Source organism: Streptomyces sp. AHU1 (assembly GCF_045343905.1).
Taxonomy (GTDB): Bacteria; Actinomycetota; Actinomycetes; order Streptomycetales; family Streptomycetaceae; genus Streptomyces; species Streptomyces triticiradicis.
Genome location: NZ_CP174283.1, coordinates 6,308,390 through 6,328,638 on the forward strand (window position 1 = coordinate 6,308,390; position 20,249 = coordinate 6,328,638).

Here is a 20,249-nt window from a genome sequence, read left to right on the forward strand (position 1 = left end):
GGCGGCCACGAGGATCATGTGGGGAAAAGGAACGCCACGGTATCGCGTTGCCGCTCGCCGCGGGGAGACCCGCGGGGACTGGGGATCGCGCGCCGGGGTGGAGGGACTGCGCAAGTTGACGGTCAACTCGACCGTACCGAGTACTCAGACGGCTCGCGACCGGGCACGAGCAGCGACTAAGGGAGCACGACGATCATGAAGGGCACCGTGGGCGAGTTGGGGGAGTTCGGGCTCATCCGAGAGCTCACCTCGCGCCTCACCACCACCCCGGCGGTCCGGGTCGGCCCCGGCGACGACGCCGCGGTGGTGGCAGCGCCGGACCGCAGGGTCGTGGCGAGCACCGACGTCCTCCTCGAAGGACGTCACTTCCGCCGCGACTGGTCCACGGCCTACGACGTCGGCCGCAAGGCCGCCGCGCAGAACCTCGCGGACATCGCCGCGATGGGCGCCGTGCCGACCGCGCTGCTGCTCGGCCTGGTCGTGCCCGCCGAGCTTCCGGCCACCTGGCCCTCCGAGCTGATGGACGGACTGCGCGACGAGTGCCAGGTCGCGGGCGCGGCCGTGGTCGGCGGGGACGTCGTACGGGGCGAGACCATCACCGTCTCGATCACCGCGCTCGGCGATCTGCGCAACCACGAGCCGGTTACCCGGGCCGGCGCGCAGCCCGGTGACGTCGTCGCCGTGACGGGCTGGCTGGGCTGGTCCGCGGCGGGCTTCGCGGTGCTCTCCCGGGGCTTCCGTTCGCCGCGCGCCTTCGTCGAGGCCCACCGTCGGCCCGAACCGCCGTACCACGCGGGCCCGGCCGCCGCCGGGCTCGGCGCGACCTCGATGACGGACGTCAGCGACGGCCTGATCGCCGACCTCGGGCACATCGCCGAGGCGAGCAAGGTGCGCATCGACATCCGCTCCGGGGACATCGACATCCCCTCGCAGATGAACGACATCGGCCAGGCCGTCGGGGTCGACCCCATCCAGTGGGTGCTCACCGGCGGCGAGGACCACGCGATCGTCGCCACCTTCCCGCCGGACGTGAAGCTGCCCGCGCGCTGGAAGGTGATCGGCGAGGTCCTCAACCCGTCGGCCCTGCCCCGGGTGACCGTGGACGGCGCGCCCTGGACGCGCAAGGGCGGCTGGGACCACTTCGGGGACATCGAGTCCTGAGGCCCCCGGCGTCCGGGGAGCACACCCCGGACGCCGGGTGCGTCCCGTGGGAACGGGGGCGCCCCACGGGGACAAGGGCGCCCCATAGGCACGAGAACGGCAAAAAACCCGCCCACCGTGAGGTGGACGGGTTCAGTGCAAGCGAACCAGCAGTGGCCGCGCGCTGGCGGTTGTCAGCGCGTGACCTTGCCGGCCTTGATGCACGAGGTGCAAGCGTTCACGCGCTTCGGCGTCCCGCCCACCACGGTACGGACGCGCTGGATGTTGGGGTTCCAGCGACGCGGTGTACGGCGGTGCGAAAACGAGATGTTGTTGCCGAAGCCCGGCCCCTTGCCGCAGACGTCGCAGTTGGCAGCCACGGGTCACTCCAAAGACTTCAGATGCACTTACGGTTGATCCCGGCATGCCGAGGATCGAGATCTAGGATCTGAGTGGCGGTGCCAGGGGGATGGCCCGATCGGATCGGGCAACTGGAGCAGCATACAACGACTGCGTCCGGAGAACGAAACTACCATGATCTGCCGGTTGCCACTCCGCCCTCCTCGGCCCCGGGGCCCTCTACCGGCAGTAACCCGTTCTGGGTCTACGCTGCGTCCCACGTCCAGCAGCTCAAGGAGGCCCCGGTGCCGCAGGTGCCGCAGACATTCGATGCTCTCGCGGTGCGCACCTGGTGCGGGCTCGCGCTCCGGGCCCTGGGCCGTGCGCGCGAGGAGATCGACGCGATCAACGTCTACCCGGTCGCCGACGGCGACACCGGGACGAATCTGTATCTGACGCTCGAGTCGGCGGCGGCGGCGGTCGAAGCGGTGTTCGCGGGGCACGAGGCGGTGGCCGCTCCGGCGCCCGGGGCCGCCGGAGCGGGCGGTGTCCCGCTCGCCGATGCCGTGCGGGCGATGGCGCACGGAGCCCTGATCGGGGCCCGGGGCAACTCCGGGACGATCCTCGCGCAGCTGCTGCGGGGCATGGCCCAGGTGCTCGCCGCCGACGGCGAGACCGATCACACCGACGGCCGGGGCCTGGGCCTCGCGCTGCGGAACGCCGCCGATTCCGCCCGCGGGGCCGTCGCGCACCCCGTCGAGGGCACGGTCCTCACCGTCGCCTCGGCCGCCGCCGACGCGGCCTGCGGCGTCGAGGGCGACTGCGGCGCGGTCGCCCTCGCGGCCTACGCGGGCGCGGGCGTCGCGCTCACCGCGACCACCGGGCAGCTCGCCGTCCTGGAGCGCGCCGGTGTGGTCGACGCGGGCGGGCGAGGGCTGGTGGCGGTGCTCGCGGCACTGGTGGAGACGTTCACGGGGGAGGCGCCGGGACCGTCCACGGCCCCGCCCGGACCGCACGGGCCGGGGGAGGAGGCCACCCCCGCACCCGCGGGCGCGACCGTTTCCGCCGGGACCCCGGCCGCCGCTCCCGCGGATGCCGGAGCCGGCGCCGGGCAGGACCACGGGGCCGACGCGGTGGGCGCCTGCGGGGACGGGGGCGCGGAGGACGGCCATCCCGCCTTCGAGGTGATCTATCTCCTGGAGGCGGAGGACGCGGCCGTGGACCGGCTGCGGGACCGGCTCGACGCCCTCGGCGACTCCCTCGTCGTGGTCGGCGGCGACGGTCTGTGGAACGTCCACGTGCACGTGGACGACGCGGGCGCGGCCGTCGAGGCGGGCGTCGAGGCCGGGCGCCCGTACCGCATCCGGATCACCCACTTCGGGCTCGGCGACGCGCACACCGGAGCCGGGGCGGGACGTGTGCCCCGGGAACGGACGCAGCGGGCCGTCGTGGCCGTCGTGCCCGGCGAGGGCCTGGCCGGGCTCTACACCGAGGCCGGGGCGACCACCGTGCTGGCGCGGCCGGACGAACCGCCCGCCAGCGGGGAGCTCGTGGAGGCCGTACGACGGGCCCACGCGCGCGAGGTGGTGCTGCTGCCCAACGACGCCGACCTGCGGCACACCGCGGCGGCGGCCGCCGAACAGGCCCGCGCCGAGGGCGTCCGGGTCGCCCTGATCCCGACCCGCTCCGCGGTGCAGGGCATCGCCGCGCTGGCCGTGCACGAACCGGAGCGCCGCTTCGACGAGGACGTCGTCGCCATGACCTCGGCGGCGGGAGCCACCCGCTACGCCGAGGTCACCGTCGCCGAGCGGCAGTCCTGGACCATGGCCGGCATCTGCCAGGCCGGAGACGTGCTCGGCCTCGTCGACGGCGACGTGGCCGTCATCGGCACCGATGTCACCGCCACGGCGGAGACGGTCCTCGACCGCATGCTCGCGGCGGGCGGGGAGATGGTCACCCTCGTCCTCGGCGACGAGGCCCCCGAGTCCATCGCCGCCCATCTGGAGGCACGCGTACGGGAGTCGTACCTCGCGGTGGACACCGTGGTGTACCGGGGCGGGCGCCAGGGCGCGCTGCTGCTGATCGGGGTCGAGTAGCGGCCGTGGGACGCCGTCCGCGGCGGTGGTTCAGACGCCCGCGGGAACCGCGGGCGGCCGGGGGGCCTCCGCGGCGGCGGCCGTCCGGTGGGCGCGCTCGACGGCCTGCCCCCAGTAGGTCCCGGCGACCATCAGCACGGCACCGAGGGCGGTGAGGACCGTGAGGTGTTCGCCGCCGAGGCCGATGCCGAACGCGACGGCCCACACCGGCTCGGTGCCCAGCAGCAGACTGGCCCGGCTCGCGGAACCGCGCTGCACCGCCCAGGTCTGCGCCAGGAACGCGAACACGCTGCAGAGCAGGGCGAGGTGGAGGAGCTGGGCCCAGCCCGCCGCGTCGACGCCGCCGAGAGCGGACAGGGAACCGGCGGCGGGCACCGCGAACAGGGCGGTGCCGACGACCGTCTGGACGGTCGTGACGTGCAGCGGCCGTACCCGGCGGCGGGCGGTGAGCCGCCCCACGAGTGCCACATGGCCCGCTCGGACCAGCGCGGCGGCGAGGATCAGCAGGTCACCGTCGCGGGGTGCGTGGAAGCCGCTGCCGGAGACCAGGAGGGAGACGGCGAGCAGACACAGGCCGGTGGCGGCGAAGTAGCGGAGCGGCAGCCCCGGGGTCCCGGACCGGCGGTCCAGCAGCGGGGTGAGCACGATGGTGAGGCTGATCAGCAGGCCCGCGTTGGCCGCGCTGGTGTGCGCGACGCCGTACGTCTCCAGGGCCAGGACCGCCGCCTGGGTGACCCCCAGCACCGCCCCGACGCGCAGCTCGTCGCGCGTGCAGCGCCTCGTCCGGCGCCGGGCGGCGACGAGCGCGGTGCAGGCGGCGGCCGAGACGCCGTACCGCACGAACAGGACGAGCAGGACGGGGAGCGCCGAAGTGGCGGTCTTGGCGGCCAGATAACTGGAACCCCAGACGGCGGCGACAAGGAGAAGCACCGCGTCGGTGCTGCGGACTCGGGACACGCCCCACACGCTCCCGCACCCCGACCCTGAAGCCCAGAGCGAAGTTCTTCAGCGTCTTTTAAGCATCACTACAATGAGCGGGTGAACGAGCGGCAGCTGCGGATCCTGCGTGAACTCGGCGAACTGGGCAGTGTCACCGCCGTGGCGGAGGCGCTGCTGATGACCCCCTCGGCGATCTCGCAGCAACTGCGGCTGCTGCAGCGCTCGATCCCGGTCCCGCTCACCGAACGCGACGGACGGCGGCTGGTGCTGACGGACGCCGGGCGGGTGCTGGCCGGCGCGGCGATCGAGGTGGAGAGCGCCCTCGCCCGGGCACGGCACTGCGTGGACGACTTCGTCGACGAACCGGCCGGGGAGGTGTCGGTGGCCGCCTTCCACAGCGCGGCCGCCACGTTCTTCCCGGTCCTGCTGCGCGGCCGGGCCCCGGCGGCCCCGCGGCTCTCGCTCGCCGACGAGGACGTGGCGCAGGACCACTTCCCCCGGCTGACCCGCGACTACGACCTCGTCGTCGCCCACCATCTCGCGCACACGCCGCCCTGGCCGCGCACCGTCACCGCCACCACGCTGCTCAGCGAACCCCTCGACGTCGCGCTGCCGGCCGGCCACCCGCTGGCCCGCGCGGCGAGCCTGACCCCGCGCGACGTCGCGGACCAGCCCTGGATCACCGTGCACGACGGGTTCCCCCTGATGGCCACCGCCGACGCCATCGCGACGGCCGCGAACCGGCGGCTCGACATCGTCCACCGCGTCAACGAGTTCACGGTGGTCGCGGAGATCGTCGCCGCGGGGGGCGGGATCGCCCTGATGCCCCGCTGGACCACGCGCCCGCATCCCGCCCTGGTCCTCAGGCCCCTGACCGGGGTCCACGCCGTACGCCGCATCGACGTGCTCCACCGTCCCGAACGCGCGGCCCGCAGGGCGGTACGGACGGTCCTCGACGAACTGCGCCGCGCGGCCGAGACGATCCGCACCGGAGACACCCCGGCCCCGCCGGCCTCCTGTGAGACGGGCGACGCCGGGGACCCCGACGCCACCATGACGTCCGCGCGCGGGGACCTGGGCGCAGGAGCGAGGAACCACCGCCCGCGCGCGACGACTTGAGCCGTGTGGCAGGGGCCTGGCGCCCGTCGTGGGTCGAGGCCGCGTGGCGGAGGCCCGGAGCCTGTGGCGACTTGGGGGCGTGTCGCGGGGGCCTGCTGCCGGTGCGTGGTGGGCCGGGGCCGGGGCGGGTTCCGGCGCCGGGGAGGGGGCTCGATGTCAGGGTGTGGCGACTTGAGCCGTGTGGCGGAGGCCTGGCGCCCGTCGTGGGTCGAGGCCGCGTGGCGGGGGTCTGCCGTCGGTGCGCGGCGGCCTGGAGCCGGGGTGGGTTCCGGCAGTCGGGTGTGGTGACCGGGAGGACGGGGCCCGGTGCCCGGGGCGGTGGTCTCGTGCCGGGGCGCGGCCGGTTCCGCGCCCCGGTCCCGGTCAGGCCCGGCCGGCCCTCTCCACGAGCGCGAGCATCTTCTCGGCCTCGGACCGCCGGGCCCCGGCGGTCTCCCCGTCCAGCCGGTCGCACAGGGCGAGGACCGTGCGCGCGCGTGCCGAGGCGGCCTCGTGCCGGCCCAGGTCGGCCTCCAGCCAGCCCGCCGCCAGCTCGGAACCCGTCCGGGCGCCGAGCAGGGCGTCACCGAGGGAGGCGAACACGGGGATCGCCCGGGTCATGTGCCCGAGTGCCTCCTCGAACGCGTCCCGTGCGGCGGCCTCCTCCGCGTCGTCGGGTACGGAACGGGCCACCAGGTCCCCGAACTGGCGGTGGGTGTGCCCGAGTTCGGCGACGACACGACGCCCGGCGTCCTTGCCCCCGTTCTCGTCCTCGGGCCCGGCACCGGCACCGGTTCCGGAGCCGGGTGCCGCCGTCGCCGACTCGCACTCCCGGACCGCCTCCGCCATCAGCTCCCGCGCCTCGGCGAGCCCTCCGTCCAGCCGGGCCGCGCTCCACGCGCGGGCCCGGAGCGCGCGGACCAGCCCGTGGACGTCGCCCAGCTCGCGCCACAGGCCGCAGGCGCGGACGTACGCCTGATCCGCCTGGGCGGTCATCCCGGCGCGTCCGAGAGCCTCGGCCGCGAGGTGCGCGAGCACCGCGTGGTCGCGCTGCTCCGGCCAGTGCCGGGCGACGTCGGCGGCGCGCAGCCAGTGCTCGGCGGCCCCCCGGTGTTCGCCGAGCTCGGTGAGACAGTCGCCGAGCCACCAGCGCGTCTGCACGATCGCGCCCTCGCCGTGCGTCTCGGCGGTCAGATCCGGCAGCGCCGACTCCAGGATCTCGGCGGCCTCCGCCCACCGCCCCAGACGGAGCAGGAAACCACCGAGCTGATGGCGCGCCCAGGCCCCGAACGTGGCCGTCTCGCCCGCCTCGTCGGCCCAGTGCGCGGCCTCCAGGGCGTGCTCCGAGGCGGGGCCGAACCGCCCGGTGGCGGCGAGCGTCTCGGCGAGCCGGAGGTGCAGCTGGGCGTGGCCGGCCGGCTCCAGGTGGGAGCCTCCGTGATCCAGCGCGTCGCGCGTGGCCCGCTCCGCGGCCTCCATGTCGCCGAGGTGCATCGCGATCCCGGCGAGCCGGGAGTCGTACTCGACGGCGAACCACGGCAGCCCCGCCGCCACGAACCCCTCGACGGCGCGCCGGAGGAGCCCGGCGGCCGCTTCGGCGTCGTCGGCGCGGGCGGAGAGCTCCCCGAGCATCGCGTACGCCTCGGCGGCCCGTGACGCGAGTGCCACGTCGTCCCCGGCACGCGGCTCCGCGAGGGCCAGCAACTCCCGCACGGCCTCCTCCGCGGCGACCGTGACATCACCCTCGGAGCCGGAGCCGGAGCCGGAGTCGGCGAGCGGCTGCCCGTCCACCGCGGCGGTCTCCAGCTCGTCCACCCGGTGCATCAGCGTCCGCGCCCGGCTCACCAGCACGGACGCCGTCTGCGAGACCCCCGTCCCGCCCTCGGCGAACAGGGCGAGCGCCTGTTCGCGCAGCTCCGCGACGACCTCCAGGGCCCGCGCGGACCCGCCCGACAGCGCCTGGACGTACGCGGCGCGGGAACGGGCCGCCAGCGCCTCACCGGGGTCGCCCGCCTCGGCGTACAGCTCGGCGGCCCGGAGGAAGAGAGCGGCGCCCCGCGGCCCGAGGCCCATCGCCGCGTGATCGGCGATCTCCGCGCGGTCGCCGACCTCCAGCTCCCGGCCCTCGGCGGCGCGCGAGACCGCCGCCCACGCCTCGACCGCGTCCGGGTCCCGCAGCGCCGAGAGCCGCCGGGCCTCGGCGAGCAGCGCGTCCAGGTCCGGTTCGGCGGCCACGGCCACGGTCCGCGGTGCCGGTACCGGCACCGGCACCGACGGGTGGGACCCGGCGCGTGCCGGACGCGCCGGGCGGACGCCCAGCGGCAGCCGGTCGACGAGCACCGGCCGGTCCATGCGCGCGCGGGTCCGCTCGCCGATGTACGGCGTGCCGTTGCGGTCGTCGAACCGCGCGGCCAGCGCGAGCGCCTCCCCGCGCGCGTGGACGGCGAGTTCCGCCGCCGTCCACGCCCGCCCCGCGGGCCCGGGAACCGGCTGCCCGCCGAGCCCGAGGGCGGTCAGCCGGTCCGTCGTGAGCGTCACGACCGCCATGAAGTCCAGCTTGCTGCGCGGGTCCCCGGAGTCCGTGAAGTAGGCCGGGCGCTCCGCGAGCAGTTCCAGGGCGCGCGCCTCGTTGCCGGTCAGGGCGCAGAACTCCACGTGGTCCGCGTACGCGCCCCGCATGCTCTCCATGGACCGCACCAGCCGGAAGCCCCGCAGATGATGGGCGCGCGCCTCCTCGACGCGCCCCAGCCGCAGCAGCGGCAGCAGGGAGGAGGCGAGGACGGTGTGCGGCTCGTGGGCGCAGGTGTACTCGCCCCCGAGCACCGGCGCCCACAGCTCCAGCGCCTCCTCGTCCGCGCCGCGCACCGCCCGCCACCACCCCTGCCCGTGCAGCTCGCACGCGTGGCAGTCGGCCATGGAGTCACGGTCCGCCGCCATCCAGGCGGTGTACGCCCGCTCGGCGCGCTCCAGGTCGCCCAGATGGGCGGCGACGCTGAACTCGGCGCTGCGCACGGCCCGTTCGGAGTGACCGGCGAGACGGTAGCGATGCTCCATCTCGCCGAGCCACTTCTCTATGGAGGCGAGCGGAACGTGCGGCTGGTCGAGCATGCCCGCCGACATCCACTTGAAGACCCAGTGCAGGGAGTGGATCTCGAACTCGTCGAAGTGCTCGGGGTGTTCGTCCCACATGCGCAGCAGGCGCGCGAAGGGGACGAACATCTTGTCCTTCTCGGAGCTGTAGTTGTAGACCTTCAGCTGGTGTCCGAGCGCCTCGACGACGGCGAGCGGGACGTCCAGCTTCTCGGCCTCCACGAGCAGCTGCTCCGCGCGCGCGTTGCGGCCGGGCCCCTCGGGCTGCTCGTAGTTGTCCGCCATCGCCCGCCGCAGCGTGTCGAAGTCCATGGCCGGGCTCATCGGCGGTCGTCCTTTCCGGGATCGGTGTGGGTGGCCCACTCCAGAAGGCCGATGAAGGCGCGGTTGAGGAGCGCCGAGTCCGCGGGCCGCAGCGGGCGCTGGGCCATCAGCAGCGCCTGCCCGTACAGCGACTCCGTGGCGGTGCCGATCAGGTCCGGGTCGCCGAGCGAACTGATCCTGCGGATCAACGGGTTGAGGTGGTTGAGGACCAGACGGGCGCGCGGGGCGCTGCCGCGCAGCGAGCCGAGGATGCCCGCCCACAGGTCGTCGGCCTGCTCCTCGGCCTCCGCGCGGGCCTGCTCGTGGCGGGCCGCCCGGTCGTCCAGGTGCAGGGCGGGCGTCGACAGGGGGTGGAAGGCGCGCAGCACCACGTCGCAGTCGAGCGGGTCCAGCCGGGCCCGCGCGGCCGCGAGGAAGGCCGACAGGGCCAGCTCCTCGGCCGGGTCGACCGTGTCCAGGTGGGCCGTCACGGTGTCCGCGTCCAGCTCCGAGACGGCCGTGCCCGGCCGTACGGCGGGCAGGGCCTCGATCAGCTCGCTGTCGTACGTGTAGCCGCCGTTGACGACCCCGACGCCCTGCGCGGAGGCGATCGGCGCGACCTGCCGGTACTCCTCCACGGTCCGGGTGAAGTGCACCACCGGGTGCCGCTGGGCGAACTCCTCCAGGGACAGCCGCCCGTCGGTCGTCTCGAAGGGCAGCCACGGCAGCATCGTGCGCAGCATCTCCGGGTCGTGCCGCGCCAGCGACTTCACGCCCAGGTGGTGCACGGACAGGAAGGCGGCCAGCCGCTCCGGATCGCCCGCCGCGAGCCCGGTCAGCCAGGACCGGATGCGCTCGCCCAGCGCCTCGCGCACGGCGGCGAGGGTCTCGTCCTCGTACAGCGACTCGCGGGACGCGGTGGGCCGCAGACTGTCCGTGTCGAGGACGCAGCGGACGAAGAACGCCCAGTCCGGCAGCAGCTGTTCGGCCCGCTCGGTGAGCAGCATGCCCTTCAGGTGCACGCGGTGGCTCGCGCGCTGGGCGGGAGAGACCGCCGACGGCAGGACGTAGGCCACGCCCCGGACCCCGGCGAGCGGCACGTCCAGGCCGATCGTGTCCAGCGGAGTGAACCCGAACAGCTCCCGGCAGTGCCGGGCCAGGGCGACCCGGCGGCCGGCGGGGCTCGGATAGGGCCGGTCCCAGGGCGCGGGAAGGTCCGTGACCGCCTCGTCGCCGACCCGCACGTCGTACGGCAGCAGGGACCCGAAGTCGCGCGCCAGCGACAGGACCCGCTCCCGGCTCAGCCACTCGCCGGCCCCGGCCCGCGCCACCAGGTGCACGGTCGTGCCCGGCTCGGCGCGCGCCTCCTGAGGCAGGGTGCGCACCGTGTACGAGCCGTCGTCGGCCGCGGTCCACTCGACCGGCGCCGCGTCGGGCGTCCGGGCGCTGCGGCTGACCACCCGGATCCGCTCGGCGACGACGAAACACGCCAGCAGTCCGATGCCGAACTGGCCGAGGAAGTCCGAACGGGCCGACTCCAGGCCGTCGTTCCGCTTGGAGCTGCGGCCGATGGTCGCCAGCAGACTGTGCACGTCGGACTCGGTGAGCCCGATCCCGGAGTCCTCCACCCGCAGGGTCCCGCCCTCGGCGTGCAGCCGCACCGTGGCCGGGGCGTCCGGCTGCTCCGCGCGCCGCGCGGTGATCGCGTCGACGGCGTTCTGCAGCAGTTCGCGCAGGTAGACCTTGGGACTGGAGTAGAGGTGATGGGAGAGGAGGTCGACCAGACCGCGCAGGTCGACCTGGAACGTATGGGGTGACGGGGAGGCCTGGGACGGCTGTGAGGTCTGGGAGTCCATCGTCGCTGCGCCGGTCGGTGGGGGGACGGGCGACGGCGCGGGGTCGGGCGGTCCCGGGGGCGGTGACCGCGAAGAGGGCCGGAGCGCGTCATCCTAGGCCCGGAACGAGCCGTCTGACCAGCGGATTTCCAGGACGTATACGGCAATGTCAGTGCCGTGGTGTGCAATGGATCTCGTGTCCGTGCTCGAAGAACCACTGAAGAAGGCGCTCGGTCCCGCCACCGCGAAGGTGATGGCCGAGCACCTCGGCCTGCACACCGTCGGCGACCTGCTGCACCACTACCCCCGCAGATACGAGGAGCGCGGGCAGCTCACCCACCTCGCCGACCTGCCGATGGACGAGCACGTGACGGTGGTCGCCCAGGTCGCCGACGCCCGTCTGCACACCTTCGCCTCGTCGAAGGCGCCCCGCGGCAAGGGCCAGCGCCTCGAAGTGACCATCACGGACGGCAGCGGCCGCGTCCAGCTGGTCTTCTTCGGCAACGGCGTGCACAAGCCCCACAAGGACCTGCTGCCCGGCACCCGCGCGATGTTCTCCGGCAAGGTCTCCGTCTTCAACCGCCGCCTCCAGCTGGCCCACCCGGCCTACGAACTGCTGCGCGGCGAGGGCGACGAGGCGGCGGAGAGCGTCGACAGCTGGGCGGGCGCCCTCATCCCGATCTACCCGGCCACCGCCAAGCTGGAGTCCTGGAAGATCGCCAAGTCCGTGCAGACGGTGCTGCCGAGCGCCCAGCGGGCGGTCGACCCCCTCCCGGACTCGCTGCGCGACGGCCGGGGCCTGGTCCCCCTGCCCGAGGCCCTCCTCAAGATCCACCGCCCGGGCACCAAGGCCGACATCCACGACGCCCGCGCCCGCCTCAAGTGGGACGAGGCCTTCGTCCTCCAGGTCGCCCTGGCCCGCCGCCGCCACGCCGACGGCCAGCTCCCGGCCGTCGCCCGGACCCCCGCCCCCGACGGCCTGCTGACCGCCTTCGACGCCAGACTGCCCTTCACCCTCACCGAGGGTCAGCGGAAGGTCTCCAAGGAGATCTTCGACGGCCTCGCCACCGAACACCCGATGCACCGTCTGCTCCAGGGAGAGGTGGGCTCCGGGAAGACGATGGTGGCCCTGCGCGCCATGCTCGCCGTCGTCGACGCGGGCGGGCAGGCCGCGATGCTCGCGCCCACCGAGGTGCTCGCCCAGCAGCACCACCGGTCGGTCACCGAGATGATGGGCGAGCTGGCCGAGGGCGGCATGCTCGGCGGGGCCGAGCACGCGACGAAGGTCGTGCTGCTCACCGGCTCCATGGGGGCGGCCGCCCGCAGGCAGGCGCTGCTCGACCTGGTCACCGGCGAGGCCGGGATCGTGATCGGCACCCACGCGCTGATCGAGGACAAGGTCCAGTTCCACGACCTGGGCCTGGTCGTGGTCGACGAACAGCACCGCTTCGGCGTGGAACAGCGCGACGCCCTGCGCGGCAAGGGCAAGCAGCCCCCGCACCTCCTGGTCATGACCGCCACGCCCATCCCGCGCACGGTCGCGATGACGGTCTTCGGCGACCTGGAGACCTCCGTGCTCGACCAGCTCCCCGCCGGGCGCTCCCCGATCGCCAGCCACGTCGTCCCGGCCGCGGACAAGCCGCACTTCCTCACGCGCGCGTGGGAGCGCGTGCGCGAGGAGGTGGAGAACGGCCATCAGGCGTACGTCGTCTGCCCCCGCATCGGTGACGAGGAGGACGACCCGAAGAAGGGCGCCCGGAAGTCCCCGGAGGACGAGGCGGAGAAGCGTCCGCCGCTGGCCGTCCTGGACGTCGCCGACCAGCTCGCCAAGGGGCCCCTCCAGGGCCTGCGGGTCGAAGTCCTGCACGGCAGGATGCATCCCGACGACAAGGACGCCGTCATGCGCCGCTTCGCGGCGGGCGAGACCCACGTCCTGGTCGCCACGACCGTGATCGAGGTCGGGGTGAACGTACCGAACGCCACCGCCATGGTGATCATGGACGCCGACCGCTTCGGCGTCTCCCAGCTCCATCAGCTCCGCGGCCGGGTCGGCCGCGGTTCGGCGGCGGGGCTGTGCCTGCTGGTCTCCGAGATGCCGGAGGCGAGCCCGGCGCGCCAGCGGCTGAACGCGGTGGCCTCGACCCTGGACGGCTTCGAGCTCTCCCGCATCGACCTCGAACAGCGCCGCGAGGGCGACGTCCTCGGCCAGGCGCAGTCCGGTGTCCGCTCCTCGCTGCGCATGCTCGCCGTCATCGACGACGAGGAGATCATCGCGGAGGCCCGCGAGGAGGCCACCGCGGTCGTCGCGGCGGACCCGGAGCTCGGTGACCTGCCCGGCCTGCGCGTCGCCCTGGACGCCCTGCTGGACGAGGAACGGGAGCAGTACCTGGACAAGGGCTGAGCGGCGGCGAGGGGCCGGCGGCTGAGAGACTGGGAGGAACCGACCACCCCCAGCGCAAAGGACCCTCATGACCCGCGTGATCGCCGGCCGGGCCGGCGGACGCCGTCTGGCCGTCCCGCCGGGCACCGGCACCCGCCCCACCTCCGACCGGGCGCGCGAGGGCCTCTTCTCCACCTGGCAGTCCCTGCTCGGCGGCCCGCTGGAGGGCGAGCGCGTGCTCGACCTGTACGCGGGCTCGGGCGCCGTCGGCCTGGAGGCCCTCAGCCGCGGCGCCGGACACACCCTGCTCGTGGAGGCGGACGCCCGCGCGGCCAAGGTCGTCCGCGACAACGTGAGGACGCTGGGCCTGCCGGGCGCCGAGGTCAGGGCGGGCAAAGCGGAGCAGATCGTCAAGGCGGCCCCTCCCGGGGAGCCGTACGACCTGGTCTTCCTCGACCCTCCGTACGTCGTTTCGGACGACGATCTTCGGGAGATTCTGCTCACACTCCGCTCGGGGGGCTGGCTCGCGGAGGATGCGCTCGTCACCGTGGAGCGCAGCACCAGAGGCGGTGAATTCGGCTGGCCCGAGGGTTTCGAGCCCATCAGGGCCCGTCGCTACGGCGAGGGCACGTTTTGGTACGGTCGCGCCGCCTCTACGTGCGAAGAAGCACGATGACCGGACCGGAGAGCGAGGGACCACTGTTGCGCCGCGCCGTCTGTCCGGGGTCATTCGACCCCATCACCAACGGACATCTCGACATCATCGCCCGCGCCTCCGCGCTGTACGACGTCGTGCACGTCGTCGTGATGATCAACCAGTCGAAGAAGGGCCTGTTCACGGTCGACGAGCGGATCGAGCTGATCCGCGAGGTCACGGCCGAGTTCGGCAACGTCCAGGTCGAGGCCTACCACGGCCTCCTCGTCGACTACTGCAAGCAGCGGGACATCCCGGCCATCGTCAAGGGCCTGCGAGCGGTCAGCGACTTCGACTACGAACTCCAGATGGCCCAGATGAACAACGGCCTCTCGGGCGTCGAGACCCTGTTCATCCCGACCAGCCCCACCTACAGCTTCCTCTCCTCCTCGCTGGTCAAGGAGGTCGCGAACTGGGGCGGCGACATCTCCCACCTGGTGCCGCCGGTGGTCCTGGAGGCGCTCACGGAGCGTCTCGGCAAGGACTGAGCGACTGACTGTCCGTCACCCGGTGTCGGACGGTGCGGGAGTGGTCGTACAGTCGTCCCGTCCGTCTCCAACACAGCTGTAGAGAGTGGCGAGCACACGGTGGACGTACAGAAGAAGCTCGATGAGATCGTCGCGACGGTCAGCGGTGCCCGCTCCATGCCCATGTCGGCATCGTGCGTGGTCAACCGCGCCGAACTGCTCTCGATGCTGGAGGAGGTGCGCCAGGCGCTGCCCGGCTCCCTCGCCCAGGCCCAGGAGCTGATCGGCGGCCGCGAGGAGATGGTCGAGCGGGCCCGCCAGGAGGCCGAGCGGATCATCGAGACCGCGCACGCCGAGCGCGGTTCCCTGATCTCCGACACCGAGGTCGCCCGCCGTTCGCAGAACGAGGCGGACCGCATCCTGAGCGAGTCCCGCAAGGAGGCCGAGGAGATCCGCGCGGAGGCCGACGACTACGTCGACTCCCAGCTCGCCAACTTCGAGGTCGTCCTCACCAAGACCCTCGGCTCCGTCGGCCGCGGCCGCGAGAAGCTCCTCGGCACCGGTCCGGGCCTCGACGAGGACGGCTACGAGGACGAGGACGCCCCCGAGCGCAGCTACGACCCAGAGACCCTGCGCCGCAACGCCGACGACTACGTCGACGCCAAGCTCGGCGCCTTCGAGGCCGTCCTCGCCAAGACGCTGGAGGCCGTCGGCCGCGGCCGGGAGAAGCTGCAGGGCAGGATCGCCACCGACGACCTCGGCGCGCTCGCGGCCTTCGGGGAGGACGGAACGCCCGGGGCGCACACCAGCGACGCCGACTACCTGGCCGGCCTCGCGGAGCTCGCGGACGAGCCCGAGCAGGACCCCAGGACCCCGGAGCCGGCCGCCCAGCCGTCCTACGGGCAGCAGGAGGCGTACGCCTACCAGCAGCAGGACGACCCCTACGGCTACCAGCAGCAGTACGCCCAGCAGCAGGACGCGTACGGCTACCAGCAGGCCGACCCGTACGCCGCCTACCAGCAGCAGGGCTACGACCAGCAGGGGTACGACCAGGGCGGGCATGTCTACGGCCAGCAGGCCCATGCCGCGGACCAGCAGAGCCACCCCCTCGACGAGGTCAGCCTCTTCGACACCAGCATGATCAGCGCGGACCAGCTGAGGGCGTACGAGCAGGGGCGCGGCGGTCACTGACCCGGCGGTCAGGAGGGGCGCGCACCGGCGGCCGGGGCGCGGACGCGCAGCGGATTGGGCCGAGAGCGAAAGGTCCAGTATCCTGGCTCTTCGGTCGCGCGTACGTCCGCGATCAGCGCTGCCCGAGGGACACCGAGGGCGGCGTTCCCAGAGTTTCGAAGATCGAAAGCAGGAATGGCTCTGAACGCCCGCCTCGACCACCGCGATCCTCTCGTGTTCGACACGCACGAGCTGGGGCGGCGTCCTGGCGCGCTGCAGCGCCTGACCCGCACGATCGACGCTCCCGTGGATCTCGGGATCCAGGGTGTCATCGGAGTGCCGGAAGGCGCCCCGGTGGAGCTCGAACTCCGTCTGGAGTCGGTCATGGAAGGGGTGCTTGTCACAGGCACCGCCCGTGCATCGGCGAAGGGGGAGTGCGTAAGGTGTCTGGAGCCGCTCGAGCAGGTGCTCGAAGCGGACTTCCAGGAGATGTTCTCGTACCCTGACGCCGATGACCGGGGCCGCCCCAAGGCGGAGCCGGTCGACGACGCCGAGGACGACGAGGACACTCTCTTCCTCGAGGACGGCCTGTTCGACCTCGAACCCGTGCTGCGGGATGCGGTGGTGCTCGCACTGCCGATGCAGCCGGTGTGCCAGGACGACTGCCCCGGCCTGTGCTCCGAATGCGGAGCCCGGCTGGCGGACGACCCGGACCACCACCATGACGCCGTCGACATCCGTTGGGCGGCACTGCAGGGACTCGCCGGTTCACTCGAAGATGGCGAGAAGGACGAGTTGAGCGGCGCCGAGCCTGGCGTCGACGAGAAGCAGGAGAAGTAGCCGTGGCTGTTCCGAAGCGGAAGATGTCGCGCAGCAACACGCGCCACCGCCGGTCGCAGTGGAAGGCTGCGGTCCCCACCCTGGTTGCGTGCGAGCGCTGCCACGAGCCCAAGCTGCAGCACATCGCGTGCCCGGCCTGTGGCACCTACAACAAGCGCCAGGTCCTCGAGGTCTGAGCGGCTGGTGAGAGGTCTGATGTCTGACGCCAAGGCGGATTCAAACGCCAAGAAAAAGGCGGACAACACAGCCTCGTCCCACACGCTTCTGGAAGGGCGGCTCGGCTACAAGCTCGAGTCCGCCCTTCTGGTGCGTGCGCTGACCCACCGTTCCTACGCGTACGAGAACGGCGGTCTGCCGACCAACGAGCGCCTGGAGTTCCTCGGGGACTCCGTGCTGGGCCTCGTGGTCACGGACACGCTGTACCGCACCCACCCCGACCTGCCCGAGGGCCAGTTGGCCAAGCTGCGGGCCGCGGTGGTCAACTCTCGTGCGCTGGCGGAGGTGGGCCGCGGCCTCGAACTCGGCTCCTTCATCCGGCTCGGCCGGGGCGAGGAAGGCACGGGAGGCCGGGACAAGGCGTCCATCCTCGCCGACACCCTCGAAGCGGTGATCGGCGCGGTCTATCTCGACCAGGGACTGGAGGCGGCGGGCGAACTCGTCCACCGGCTCTTCGACCCGCTGATCGAGAAGTCCTCGAACCTCGGTGCCGGCCTGGACTGGAAGACCAGCCTCCAGGAGCTCACCGCGACCGAGGGGCTCGGGGTTCCCGAGTACCTGGTCACGGAGACCGGCCCGGACCACGAGAAGGTCTTCACTGCTGCCGCCCGCGTCGGAGGCGTCTCGTACGGCACCGGCACCGGCCGCAGCAAGAAGGAGGCGGAGCAGCAGGCCGCGGAGTCCGCGTGGCGTGCCATCCACTCCGCGGCGGACGAGCGCGCGAAATCGGCGCAGGCCGCCGAACAGGTGGCTCGTGACGCCCAGCAGGCGGCCCAGGACGCCGGGGAGACCGCCGACACCTCCTCGACGCCCACGACCTGAATCCTTCATCCGACGCGAGTGCCGCGGTGACCGCGGCACTTCGTGGGACCCGCACCACCGGACCCCGCCACGGCGCACCCGCGCCGCGGCGGGGTCCGCGCGTTGCCGGGCCGGGGGCCATGAGCGGGGCCGGGAGAGGCGCGAGTGGGCCGGGGAGAGGGCAGGACGCCCGGCCCAGGACCCTCGGCGGGCGGGACCGGCTCCGTGCCGCGGGCGGACGGGCCTGCCCGGGCCCGGTGGCCGGGACCGGCTCCGTGCCGTGGGCGGCCGCGTGCCGCGGGGCCGCGGCGACCGCTCCCCGACGGCCGCCGCCCGGCGCGATGTACCCTTCCGGCATCACCCGCCCAGTCCGCCTTCCAGGAGGATTCCCGTGCCCGAGCTGCCCGAGGTCGAAGTCGTGCGGCGGGGCTTGGAGCGCTGGGTCACCGGACGGGTCGTGAGCTCGGTGGACGTCCGCCATCCGCGCGCCGTGCGGCGGCACCTGGCGGGAGCCGACGGCTTCGCGAAGGCGCTCGCCGGGCACCGGGTGGGCGGGGCGATGCGCCGCGGCAAGTACCTGTGGCTGCCGCTCGACGATTCGCCGTACTCCGTGCTCGCGCACCTCGGCATGAGCGGTCAGCTCCTCGTGCAGCCGGAGGACGCCGCGGAGGAGAAGCACCTGCGCATCCGCGTCCGCTTCGAGGACGACCGGGGCACCGAGCTGCGCTTCGTCGACCAGCGCACCTTCGGCGGGCTGTCGCTGCACGAGAACACCCCGGACGGCCTTCCCGACGTCATCGCGCACATCGCCCGCGACCCCCTCGATCCCCTCTTCGACGACGCCGCGTTCCACACCGCGCTGCGGGCCCGCCGTACGACCCTCAAGCGCGCCCTGCTCGACCAGTCACTGATCAGCGGCGTCGGGAACATCTACGCGGACGAGGCGCTGTGGCGCTCCAGGCTGCACTACGAGCGCCCGGCGGGGACCATGACCCGGCCGCGCACCGCCGAACTCCTCGGCCACGTCCGCGATGTCATGAACGACGCCCTCGCCGCCGGCGGCACCAGCTTCGACAGCCTGTACGTCAACGTCAACGGCGAGTCGGGCTACTTCGACCGCTCGCTCGACGCGTACGGGCGCGAGGGAGAGCCCTGCCACCGCTGCGGGACGCCGATGCGCCGACGGGCCTGGATGAACCGCTCCAGCTACTTCTGCCCGCGCTGCCAGCGCGCGCCGCGCCAGGCGGCCTGACCCGCCCAGGCCCCCGGACTCACCGGAGTCCCTGGGCCTCGCGGGCTTCGTCGTAGCGGCCACGGGCCGCCATGACGTCGTCCATGCGGCCCTCGACGAAGGCGATGAGGGCCAGCAGGCGTTCGGCGACCTCGCGGCCCAGCGGCGTGAGGGTGTAGTCGACGCGCGGCGGGTTCGTGGGCCGCGCGTCGCGGTGCACCAGACCGTCGCGCTCCAGCGCGTGCAGGGTCTGCGAGAGCATCTTCTCGCTGACGCCGTCGACCCGGCGGCGCAGTTCGTTGAACCGGAACGTGCCGTCGTACAGCGCTCCCAGCGTGAGGGAGCCCCAGCGGCCGGTGACGTGCTCCAGCGTGCCCCGGGACGGGCAGCCGCGGGCGAACACGTCGTACGCGAGGTCCTTGCCGCCGACGCGTCCGGTGCCCTCGTCGCTCCCGGCGCGCTCCGTGATCCGCGCGGACGATTCCATACCGCCAGCATACTCAGCCACAGCGCTACCCAATGGATTGCGCTGACTGCTGGTCAGTGTGACAGGCCGACGCCGGCCTTTCCGGCATGCGGGCCGCGTACGACCGGGACCGGTTCCCCGGCCCCGGCCGCGGCCCCGGACCCGTCCCGGAGAAACAGCACATGGCCGACCCCCCGAGCGGGCCGGCCATGTGATCCGCGGCTGCGTCAGCGGCCGAAGAACTGCGGGGCCGGATCTCCGACCCGTACCCCTGCAACCGATCAACGCTGCGACCTGCGACGTGGCCGTCGACGGCCGTCAGCGTCGATCGTCGTCGAACACCCTCGGACGGCCCGGAGACGGCCCGGCGGGTGCTCAACACAATGGCGGGTGAAGCCCCTCGACGCCAGAGCTCCGATCAGAGGGATGGATCACTCTTGTCGCGCTTCGTCATCCTCCGAGCCGGGAACGTCTGCCCAGGACCGCTCGCCGGCCTCACAGTGGTGGCACCTGGCGACGCGCCGAGCCGTAGGATCCGGACGGGGGTGACCGTGGAACGGCACGTGCTGGAATCGCTGTTGGCCGGTGATCACGAGGAGGCGTCCGTGATAGCTCTGGCCACCCTCCGCAGCGGCGCCACCTACTGGGTGGCGGACCGGGCACAACCCGTCGGCGTACATGCCGGAGTCTTCAAGGGCCGACTTCAGCGCATGCGGATGCACGGACTCGAACCTCTTGGGCTGGAACGAGCGGTGCGGCTCGTCGGTGAACATGGCCGGCCCGTGCGTACGGGGCTGATCGATCCCGCCGATCGGACATGGACCACGCTGCTCTTCCTCACCGAGGACGGCAGCGCACTGGTGGCCTGCGCCGGCTGGCCGCTGCCGCTTGTCAAGAAGCCACCGCTTTAGGAGCGAGGTGAGGTGGACGCCCTGACCTGTGGACTGTCCACATGGGCGGACCGCAGTGCGGCACGGGGCGGGATGCCGACGGCGCGAGGGCGATCCCCTGGTCAGCAGCAGGCTTTGAACCCGTGGCGGACTTGCCCTGCTGAGCTGAGGCTGTGTCACGGGTTTCCCCGGAAGCAGCGTCCGGCTTCTCGTCGACGGGTCAAACGGACTCGGGCCGCCGTGGACGGCGTCTT

General features: G+C 73.2%; 17 protein-coding genes. 12 read left to right on the forward strand and 5 right to left on the reverse strand.

Annotated elements, in window-relative coordinates; all coding sequences use genetic code 11:
* Nucleotides 1-195: 195 nt before the first annotated feature.
* Entirely contained in the window at nucleotides 196-1,161 is a 966-nt protein-coding gene (locus ACICHK_RS28200; protein WP_406839046.1) for a thiamine-phosphate kinase, read from the forward strand.
* 173 nt (nucleotides 1,162-1,334) lie between these two features.
* Here ACICHK_RS28200 and rpmB read toward each other — a convergent pair whose 3' ends face one another.
* Entirely contained in the window at nucleotides 1,335-1,520 is a 186-nt protein-coding gene (rpmB, locus tag ACICHK_RS28205) for a 50S ribosomal protein L28 (protein WP_151472132.1), read from the reverse strand.
* Nucleotides 1,521-1,784: 264 nt separating this feature from the next.
* On the opposite strand from rpmB, the gene ACICHK_RS28210 reads away from it, so the two are divergent.
* Nucleotides 1,785-3,575: a DAK2 domain-containing protein gene (locus ACICHK_RS28210; RefSeq protein WP_406839047.1), complete on the forward strand. Its 1,791-nt coding sequence runs from the start codon at nucleotides 1,785-1,787 to the stop codon at nucleotides 3,573-3,575.
* Between the two features lie 30 nt (nucleotides 3,576-3,605).
* On the opposite strand, the gene ACICHK_RS28215 is transcribed toward ACICHK_RS28210, so the two are convergent.
* Nucleotides 3,606-4,532 (reverse strand): DMT family transporter, encoded by a 927-nt coding sequence (locus ACICHK_RS28215; RefSeq protein ID WP_406839048.1) that lies wholly within the window; start codon nucleotides 4,530-4,532, stop codon nucleotides 3,606-3,608.
* An 81-nt stretch (nucleotides 4,533-4,613) separates the two neighbouring features.
* On the opposite strand from ACICHK_RS28215, the gene ACICHK_RS28220 reads away from it, so the two are divergent.
* Nucleotides 4,614-5,633 carry a LysR family transcriptional regulator gene (locus ACICHK_RS28220; RefSeq protein ID WP_406839049.1) on the forward strand — a complete coding sequence of 340 codons (1,020 nt, stop codon included), beginning with the start codon at nucleotides 4,614-4,616 and terminating at the stop codon, nucleotides 5,631-5,633.
* Nucleotides 5,634-5,996: 363 nt separating this feature from the next.
* Here ACICHK_RS28220 and ACICHK_RS28225 read toward each other — a convergent pair whose 3' ends face one another.
* Nucleotides 5,997-9,026: a tetratricopeptide repeat protein gene (locus ACICHK_RS28225; RefSeq protein ID WP_406839050.1), complete on the reverse strand. Its 3,030-nt coding sequence runs from the start codon at nucleotides 9,024-9,026 to the stop codon at nucleotides 5,997-5,999.
* A complete protein-coding gene (locus ACICHK_RS28230) occupies nucleotides 9,023-10,861 on the reverse strand; it encodes an HSP90 family protein (RefSeq protein WP_151472136.1) in 1,839 nt (612 codons plus the stop codon). Before ACICHK_RS28230 ends, ACICHK_RS28225 begins: the two co-directional genes overlap by 4 nt.
* 166 nt (nucleotides 10,862-11,027) lie before the next feature.
* Here ACICHK_RS28230 and recG point away from each other — a divergent pair, with 166 nt between their 5' ends.
* From recG to mutM, 8 genes are all read left to right on the forward strand, one after another.
* Nucleotides 11,028-13,241: an ATP-dependent DNA helicase RecG gene (gene recG / locus ACICHK_RS28235; protein ID WP_406839051.1), complete on the forward strand. Its 2,214-nt coding sequence runs from the start codon at nucleotides 11,028-11,030 to the stop codon at nucleotides 13,239-13,241.
* Between the two features lie 67 nt (nucleotides 13,242-13,308).
* Nucleotides 13,309-13,896 carry a 16S rRNA (guanine(966)-N(2))-methyltransferase RsmD gene (gene rsmD / locus ACICHK_RS28240; protein WP_406839052.1) on the forward strand — a complete coding sequence of 196 codons (588 nt, stop codon included), beginning with the start codon at nucleotides 13,309-13,311 and terminating at the stop codon, nucleotides 13,894-13,896.
* A gap of 26 nt (nucleotides 13,897-13,922) precedes the next feature.
* On the forward strand, nucleotides 13,923-14,402 hold the full coding sequence (gene coaD, locus ACICHK_RS28245; RefSeq protein ID WP_192582606.1) for a pantetheine-phosphate adenylyltransferase: 480 nt from the start codon (nucleotides 13,923-13,925) through the stop codon (nucleotides 14,400-14,402).
* Nucleotides 14,403-14,501: 99 nt separating this feature from the next.
* Nucleotides 14,502-15,572 carry a cell division initiation protein gene (locus tag ACICHK_RS28250; RefSeq protein ID WP_406839053.1) on the forward strand — a complete coding sequence of 357 codons (1,071 nt, stop codon included), beginning with the start codon at nucleotides 14,502-14,504 and terminating at the stop codon, nucleotides 15,570-15,572.
* A 174-nt stretch (nucleotides 15,573-15,746) separates the two neighbouring features.
* Entirely contained in the window at nucleotides 15,747-16,391 is a 645-nt protein-coding gene (locus tag ACICHK_RS28255; protein ID WP_406839054.1) for a YceD family protein, read from the forward strand.
* 2 nt (nucleotides 16,392-16,393) lie between these two features.
* Nucleotides 16,394-16,567, forward strand: coding sequence for a 50S ribosomal protein L32 (rpmF, locus tag ACICHK_RS28260; protein ID WP_006139588.1), 174 nt, complete (start codon nucleotides 16,394-16,396; stop codon nucleotides 16,565-16,567).
* Between the two features lie 19 nt (nucleotides 16,568-16,586).
* Nucleotides 16,587-17,429 carry a ribonuclease III gene (gene rnc, locus ACICHK_RS28265; protein WP_151472142.1) on the forward strand — a complete coding sequence of 281 codons (843 nt, stop codon included), beginning with the start codon at nucleotides 16,587-16,589 and terminating at the stop codon, nucleotides 17,427-17,429.
* A gap of 370 nt (nucleotides 17,430-17,799) precedes the next feature.
* Nucleotides 17,800-18,660 carry a bifunctional DNA-formamidopyrimidine glycosylase/DNA-(apurinic or apyrimidinic site) lyase gene (gene mutM, locus ACICHK_RS28270; RefSeq protein WP_151472143.1) on the forward strand — a complete coding sequence of 287 codons (861 nt, stop codon included), beginning with the start codon at nucleotides 17,800-17,802 and terminating at the stop codon, nucleotides 18,658-18,660.
* A gap of 19 nt (nucleotides 18,661-18,679) precedes the next feature.
* Here mutM and ACICHK_RS28275 read toward each other — a convergent pair whose 3' ends face one another.
* Nucleotides 18,680-19,126 (reverse strand): winged helix-turn-helix transcriptional regulator, encoded by a 447-nt coding sequence (locus tag ACICHK_RS28275; protein ID WP_406839055.1) that lies wholly within the window; start codon nucleotides 19,124-19,126, stop codon nucleotides 18,680-18,682.
* A gap of 524 nt (nucleotides 19,127-19,650) precedes the next feature.
* On the opposite strand from ACICHK_RS28275, the gene ACICHK_RS28280 reads away from it, so the two are divergent.
* Nucleotides 19,651-20,016: a hypothetical protein gene (locus tag ACICHK_RS28280; RefSeq protein WP_406839056.1), complete on the forward strand. Its 366-nt coding sequence runs from the start codon at nucleotides 19,651-19,653 to the stop codon at nucleotides 20,014-20,016.
* The last annotated feature ends 233 nt before the right edge of the window (nucleotides 20,017-20,249 follow it).